The 7537-nt window shown below is 71.7% G+C and carries 4 protein-coding genes; all 4 read right to left on the bottom strand.

Annotated elements, in window-relative coordinates; all coding sequences use genetic code 11:
• Nucleotides 1-177 precede the first annotated feature (177 nt).
• The 4 genes from sppA to HG543_RS25105 all read right to left on the bottom strand — a co-directional run bounded on the left by sppA (nt 178) and on the right by HG543_RS25105 (nt 7534).
• Complete coding sequence (gene sppA, locus HG543_RS25120) at nt 178-2655, bottom strand: signal peptide peptidase SppA (RefSeq protein WP_169347385.1); 2478 nt, start codon at nt 2653-2655, stop codon at nt 178-180.
• Nucleotides 2656-2703: 48 nt separating this feature from the next.
• Nucleotides 2704-3900 carry a PEGA domain-containing protein gene (locus HG543_RS25115; protein WP_169347384.1) on the bottom strand — a complete coding sequence of 399 codons (1197 nt, stop codon included), beginning with the start codon at nt 3898-3900 and terminating at the stop codon, nt 2704-2706.
• A 58-nt stretch (nt 3901-3958) separates the two neighbouring features.
• Nucleotides 3959-5476 (bottom strand): PEGA domain-containing protein, encoded by a 1518-nt coding sequence (locus tag HG543_RS25110; RefSeq protein WP_343073428.1) that lies wholly within the window; start codon nt 5474-5476, stop codon nt 3959-3961.
• Between the two features lie 126 nt (nt 5477-5602).
• A complete protein-coding gene (locus HG543_RS25105; protein ID WP_169347383.1) occupies nt 5603-7534 on the bottom strand; it encodes a DNA gyrase/topoisomerase IV subunit B in 1932 nt (643 codons plus the stop codon).
• Nucleotides 7535-7537: the final 3 nt, after the last annotated feature.

Below are 7537 nucleotides of genomic sequence, written 5' to 3'. Positions count from 1 at the left end.
GGGTGACTCAGGCTGTGGGACAGGGTGCCGGACGCGGGGCCTTGGTACGAGCAGGCCGAAACCGCCGGTCCCTGAAGCACCCTGGCGGCCCGGTGGCCGTCCGGGGTGCATGGGCAACACTAACAGAGCCCCGGGGCGGCGCCCCCGGTTTTTTCACCCCCTGTTGGACGGTGGACCTCACTCCACGGTGAGCTGGAAGGGCATCATCGCCTTCACCCCCGGTCGCAGCAGCTCCAGGTTCAACCCCGCCTGGCGCGCCAGGGCCCGCAGGGGCTCGGGGAAGGCGGGCGGAGGCTCGGGCAGCAGGGCGAGCGCCGCGCGCACGCCCGGCTCCCCGCCCAGGGAGGAGAAGAAGCCCCGCGCCTCGCCCATCACCACCACGTCCAAATCCTCGTCCGGGGACACCCCGGCCCGCGTGCGCGCGGCGTCCACCGCGTCCTGCAGGCCGCCCATCCGGTCCACCAGCCCGCGCGCCATGGCGTCCTCGCCGCTCCACACCCGGCCCCGCGCAATCGCGTCCACCCGGGCCTTGTCCAGCTTCCGCCGCGCGGCCACCTCGGTGATGAAGATGTCGTACGAGGCCTCCACCCACGCCTGCACCGCCGTCTGCTCCTCGGGCGTCCACGGGCGCCACGTGTCGAACAGGTCCGCCAGCGGCGCCTTGAGGATGCTCTCCTGGTGGACGCCGAGCTTCTCCCCCAGGAGGCCCTGGAGCGCCGGCTTGATGTAGTAGACGCCGATGCTGCCGGTGATGGTGGGGGGCAGGGCATAGACTTCGTGCGCGCCCATGGCGGCGTAGTAGCCGCCGGACGCCGCGTAGTCCCCCATGGAGGCGATGACGGGCTTGTGTTTCGCCGCCTCCAGCACCGCCTGGTACATCACGTGCGAGGCCAGCACCTCGCCGCCGCCCGAGTCCACGCGCAGCACGATGGCCACCACGGACGGGTCTCTCTCGGCCCGCTCCAGCGCGCGCACGACAGTCTCCGCGCCGGCAATCTGGCTGAAGCCCAGCGGGTCCTCGCGGCTGCGGCCCCCGGCGATGGTGCCAATCACCGGCACCACCGCGACGCGGCGCCGCTGGCCCCATCTCCCCTCGCGCTCGTCCCGGGGCGCGTAGGTGGTCCTGAAGCGGCCCCCCGGCACCAGCTCGTGCACCTTCGCGTCCAGCTCCGTGGGGAGGATGACGCCGTCCAGGAAGCCCAGCTCGTGCGCCCGCTTCGCGATGACCTGGCCCGTGGCCCACAGCTCCCGCAGCTTCTCCGGCGGGTGCTTGCGCGCCTCCGACACGCCCTTCGTGTACCAGGCCACCTGCGTGTCGAGGTACGCGTTCACCGACTCGCGCCACGGCTCGCTGGGCGCCACGCTGGCCACCTGCTCCGGGGCGGACTTGTACTGGCCCACGCGCGCCACGTCCCAGTGCACGCCCAGCTTCTGCATCGTCCCGCCCAGCGTCTGGAGATGCGCCGACAGGCCGTTGATGGGCAGCATCGCCTCCGGCACCGCGTAGATGCGGTCCGCCGCGGTGGCCACGAAGTAGCCCCGGTCATCCGCCGCCAGCAGCACCGCCATCACCCGCTTGCCGGACGCGCGCAGCTTCAGCACCGAGCGCCGCAGCTCCTCCGCCTTGCCCCAGCTCACCCCGGGCAGGCCCTCCATCTTCAGCACCACGCCCGACAGCCGCTCGTCCTTCGCGGCCAGCTCCAGCCAGCGCGACAAGCGCAGATAGGGGTCCGTGCCGCTCGTGCCCAGCAGCGCCAGCAGCGGGCTGGTGCCACCGGCCAGCAAATCGTTGAGGTCCAGCATCGTCACCACGCCGCCGGGCGGGCGCAGGGCGCGGTAGGCCTCGCTGGACAGGCGCAGCGCCACCACGTGGTCCGTGCCGTCCTCGGCGCCGCCCAGCGCGTAGGTGAGGCCCACGCGCGACGTGTCCACCGTCACCCCCAGCTGCAGCGCCAGCGGCACCCCGTCCGTGAAGCCGTGGGACACGCCCGCGCCCAGCCGCAGGCCCGGAATCACCTCCGCGTTGAGCGTGTACGTGGCCTGCCCGCCCCGGAAGTCCCCCTCCTGGAAGAGCCAGTCCACGCCCAGCGTGTAGCGCTCGTCCAGTGGCCGGACGCCCAGGCCCAGGTTGTACTTGCGCTTCAGCTCCGCGGCGCCCTCGTTGGGGGCGTTGAGGTCGCGCACCACCGCCGCCAGCGACAGCGCGCGCGCCGGCCGCGCGGTGAGGCCCAGGTCGAAGCTGGACAAATCATCCACGTCGCCGTCGTCCGAGCTGAAGGCATGCCACGCGCCGCCCAATTGCAGCGTGCGCGAGCCCAGCGACAGGCCCAGCGACGTCTTGCGGTAGTCCGGCTCGCCGCGGCCGCGAATCCACTCCATGGACCCGCCCAGGCCCAGGCCCAGGAAGCGCGTGGCCAGGAAGACGCCGTCCCCCACGCCGTCGCGCGCGAGGTTGCGCTCGTGCAGGTAGAAGAGCTGGCTGCCATCCAGGTAGCCCAGGCCCGCGGGGTTGAGGGAGAGGGCGGTGGCCTCGTCCACCAGGGCCGCGCTGGTGGGAGGCAGCGTCACGCCTCGCGAGGGCACCGGCGACTGGACGACGGCGCCCGTCTGGGCGAGCGCGAGGGAGGGGAGGAGCAGGAGGGCGAAGAGGCGCATACGCCCCGGGACTCTAGGCGCCGAGCGCCCCGGGACAAGCGCCTTGGGTCACCAATCCTCGGTTCCGGACACCGAGTCCAGCGGGTCGTCCGTTTTCGCCTTCTTCTCCGACGCCTTGGTACGGCCGCCGCGGTCCTCGGCGCTCCAGTCCTCGGTGCCGCCGCGGTTGTCCAGCGGGTCCGAGCTGCGCGACACCTTCTCGCCGCTCGCGTTCACCAGCTGGTTCACCATGCGCTCCATCTCCTGCTTCAGCTGGCCGAACTCGTCGCCCTGGAGCACCACGCGGCGGCCGCCCAGCCTCCTGCCGCTCTTGATGTCGTAGTAACCCAGGTGCAGCTCCGAGCCGTCCTCCACCGCCTTCACCGTGCCCACCACGGCCCGGTCCAGGCCCAGCGACTGGCCCATGGCCGTCACCCCGGAGGACTTCGAGCCCGCGCGGATGACCTCGCCGGCCACCCTGTCCAGCTGCGCGTCATAGGCCTTGTACGCGGCGGTGGGCACCAGGTCCGTGCTCGACTCCACGTCGTCCGGCGTCACCTCCAGGAGCAGCCCGTGCTGGCGGAAGCCGGGGCGCTCCAGCCGCACCAGGTGCTTGCCGATGGCCAGCGCGGGCAGCGTCATCGGCGTGTAGCCCACCAGCTCCCCGTCCACGAAGACGCGCGCGCCCGCGGGCCGGGACTTCACCGTGGCGCCGCCGCGCAGCTGCGCGGTGCGGCCGGTGGCCACCTGCACGCGCAGGCCGATGAACTCGCGGCTGAAGCGCTTGGGGTCCAGCTCGAAGGTGGGGTTGAGCGCGATGAGGTCCATCAGCGCCAGCTTCGCCTCCTCCACGTCCCCGCGCAGGTGCAGCAGCGCGGCGTAGAGGGCCAGCGACTCGCACAGGGGCGAGCACCCGCGCATGGCGCCCGCCGCGGACTCCAGCTCCTTGAGGGCGGCGCGCACCTTCTTCTCCGCCTCCTCGTACTCCTTCTTGTCGTACGCGGCGACGCTCTCCGAGTAGCCCTTGCGCCCGCGGTCCAGCGACGCCTTGGCCGCCGTGTCCTCGGGCAGGCCGAAGAGCTCCTCGGGCTTGCGCACGGCGAAGCCTTCGAAGTGCTGCAGGGCCTCGTTCATGTAGCCCTCCATCCGGACGCTGCTGGCCTCCGAGGCCGGGTCCATGGGCACCACGAGGCTGGAGACGCGCCGCGCCGGCGGGGGGGCCGCCAGGGCCAGCGCGGGGAGGAGGGCGAGGACGAGCGCTTTCATGGGGAAACCTCAGGGCAGGGCGACGCGGGGGAGCCGCCGTGCATTCAAACGCGGCGCCTCAGAACCCGACGCCACCGGACACCGGGTTGAAGCCGCGGCCCTTGTCCGGCGTCGTGGCCACGTAGATGGCGCCGGCCGTCACCGCCGCCGCGCCGCCCACCACCGCCCAGAACCAGGGCCGCTTGATGAGCGAGTCACCCGAGCGGCCGCTCTGGGCGACGCGGGGCGCCGCGGCGCCGTTGACGAAGCCGCGCACCTGGTCCGCGGCGGCGGCCGGACCGTGCCGGCTGTCCTTCGTCAGCTCGATTTCCACGCCGCGCAGCTTCGCCTTGGAGCGCAAATCCCACGCCTGCAGCTCCGCCTCGGCGTGGCCCTTCTTGTTGCGCCACACCGCGGCCAGCACCACGTACCGGGCGCCCAGCCGCTCGCCGATGGCGCGCGCCTCGGCCGGCGCCACGTCCTGGTCGAAGGCGCGCTCGGTGGCGGCGGTGGCGGCGGCGTCGCGGATGGCGGCCAGGCCCGGGGTGGGCTCCAGCTCCGCCTTCACCTCGGCGCTCGCGGTGGACTTCACCTGGGTGTACGCGGCGAAGGGCGCGTAGCCGGGCAGCGACACCACCACGGGGTGGTGGCCGGCGGGCAGCTCCACGCCCTTGAGCGGGGTGACGCCCAGCTCGCGGCCATTCACCGTCACCCGGGCGCCGGCCGGCTGGGACTGCACCACCAGCGTGCCCACGGGGCGGGCGGCCACCGCGGCGCGGGCCTCCTCGAACAGCGTGGACACCTCCTGGCTGAAGAGCGTGGTGTCCGGGCGGGTGGACCGGTCCGCCTCCACCGCCAGCATGAAGGCCGCCTTCGCTTCGTCCACCTTGCCGTTGAGGTGCCGCGAGGCGCCCAGGAAGACGTACGTCTGCGCCAGCCGCCCGGGGTTCAGCTCCGCCGGGGACTGGGTATAGGCCTCCGCCGCCGCGAGGAACTTCGCCTCCGCGGCCTCGGGGTCCAGGTTGTCATATGCGGTGCGGCCCTCCTCGAAGAGGCCGTCCGCGCGCGCCAGCGAGCCGGGCGCCGGCGGCGGGAAGGCTGCCCCCAGGTCCACCAGCGTCACGTCGCCGCGCGCGCGCAGGTGCCCCAGGAGCTCGCCCTCCAGCTTCACCGCCGCGTTCTCCGCGTTGGGCACGCGCGCCACCGCGAACAGGGCCACCGGGCCGGACGCCGTCACCTCGGACGCCGGAGCCTGCGTCGCCAGCGTGGGCGTCGTCAGGGGCGCCGGCTGCACCGGCTTCGCCACGGCGGGCGGGGTGGGCTTCTCCAGCGGCGTCACCGGCGTCTCGGCGGGCTGCGGATTGGAGTCCGGCTCGCCGAAGACCATGGGCTCGGGAGGGGTGGTCTCTCCCGTGTCCGCCGTCTGTGTCTCCTCCGCGGCCGGCGCCTTCTTCTTCTTGATGGGCCGCTTCTTCTTCACCACCTTGGTGACGGCCGCCTTCTTGCGGGTGGCCTTCTTGCGGGTGGTCTGCGCGTGCGCGGGAAGGACGGCCAGCAGCAGCGCGAGAAGCAGGGCGATTCGGCGGAACGAGTTCACGGCGGCGGATGCTATCCGAGCAGGGGGGCTCTCTCACAAGTCCCGCCCCCGCAGGAAAGCACCCACCGGGGTGGAAGGGACCCGCGCCAGGGGGGCACGGGTCCACTTCCGGTGGGGCAGGGGGGGCTAGACGTCCAGGTCCTGGACCTCGCCCGCGCGCTCCATGATGAACTTGAAGCGCGAGCTCACGTCCTTGCCCATCAGGTCGTTGATGAGCCGGTCCGTGTCGATGGGGTTGTCGATGGTGACGCGCAGGCTCATCCGGTTCTTCGGGTCGAGCGTCGTCTGCTTCAGCTCGTCCGCCGTCATCTCGCCCAGACCCTTGAAACGCATGATGTTGGGCTTGGCGTTGCCCTTGGTCTTCTCGCGGATGATGCGGTCCCGGTCCGCCTCGTCCAGCGCCCAGTACGTCTCCTTGCCGATGTCCACCCGGTAGAGGGGCGGCTGGGCGATGTGGATGGCGCCCTTGTCGATGAGGGGGCGCAGGTGCCGGTAGAAGAACGTCAGGAGCAGCGTGGCGATGTGGTGACCGTCGCTGTCCGCGTCCATCAGCAGGAAGACGCGGCCGTAGCGCAGCTTGGACAGGTCGAAGTCCGAGCCGATGCCGCAGCCCAGCGCGGAGACGATGTCCTGTAGCTCCTTGTTCGTCGCCACCTTGTCCGTGGACGCCTGCTCCGCGTTGAGCACCTTGCCGCGCAGCGGGAGGATGGCCTGGGTGCGCCGGTCGCGTCCCTGCTTCGCGGTGCCGCCTGCGGAGTCACCTTCCACGATGAACAGCTCGCTCAGCCCCGGGTCGGTCGAGGAGCAGTCCGCCAGCTTGCCCGGCAGGTTGAGCCGGTGGCTGACGGCCGTCTTGCGGCTGACCGCCTGGGACGCGGCCCGGCTGGCCTCGCGCGCCCGCGCGGCCAGGATGATGCGGGCCACCACCGCCTCGGCGATGGACTTGTTGTCGTTGAGCCACTTCTCCAGCGCGGGGCGCAGCACGCCGTCCACCTGGGCCGTCACTTCGGGGTTGTTGAGGCGCCCCTTCGTCTGGCCCTGGAACTGCGGCTCCACCACGTACGTGGACAGAATCGCCACCATGCCCTCGCGGATGTCCTCCGCGGTGAGCGTCACGCCCTTGGGCGTCAGGTCGTGCGTGTCGATGTAGTTGCGCACCGCCTTCACGACGGCGCTGCGCAGGCCCGCCTCGTGCGTGCCGCCCAGGTTGGTGGGGATGCCGTTGACGTACGAGCGGATGTGCTCGTCCGTGGCCTCCGTCCAGGCCAGCGAGGCCTCCAGCCGCACCCCGTTGTCACGCGAGTGGTAGAACGTCGCGCTGCCCGGCGGCACCAGCGGCTTGTTGCGCTCCGACACCACCTTGGTGAGGTACTCGGCGATGCCGCCGTCGTGCTTGTACGTCACCGAGGTGTGGGGCGTGGCCGTCTCGTCCTTCCAGACGACCGTCATGCCCTTGTGCAGGTAGCTCTTGGCCTCCAGCCGCTCGCGCACCAGCTCCGCGTCGAACTTCAGCTTCTCGCCGAAAATCTCCGGGTCCGGCTCGAAGGTGACGGACGTGCCCGTGCCGCGCGCGGGGCCCTCCACCTTCAGCGCGCTGGTGGCCTTGCCGCGCCCGTACGTCTGCACGTGCTTCTTGCCGTCGCGCTTGATTTCAATGACGAGCTTGCGCGCCAGCGCGTTCACCACCGAGCTGCCCACGCCGTGCAGACCGCCCGAGTGGATGTAGTTGCCCTGCTCGAACTTGCCGCCCGCGTGCAGCGTCGTGAGGATGACCTCCACGGCCGGCTTCTTGTGCTTGGGCATGATGTCCACGGGGATGCCGCGCCCGTTGTCCACCACGGTGATGCTGCGCCCATCCTTGTGGAGCGTCACCTCGACGGTGGTCGCGAAGCCGTTGATGACCTCGTCCACCGAGTTGTCGAGGATTTCCCACAGCAGGTGGTGATACCCCGTGCTGTCGGTGCCGCCGATGTACATCGCCGGGCGCTTGCGCACCGGCTCCAGGCCCTCGAGGACCTGGATGTCCGCGCCTGTGTAGCTTTCCTTCTTCGTCGCCATGGC

Origin of the sequence: Pyxidicoccus fallax, from assembly GCF_012933655.1 — a bacterium.
In the GTDB taxonomy this organism is placed as follows: domain Bacteria; phylum Myxococcota; class Myxococcia; order Myxococcales; family Myxococcaceae; genus Myxococcus; species Myxococcus fallax.
This window is presented reverse-complemented; position numbering and strand designations above follow the sequence as displayed.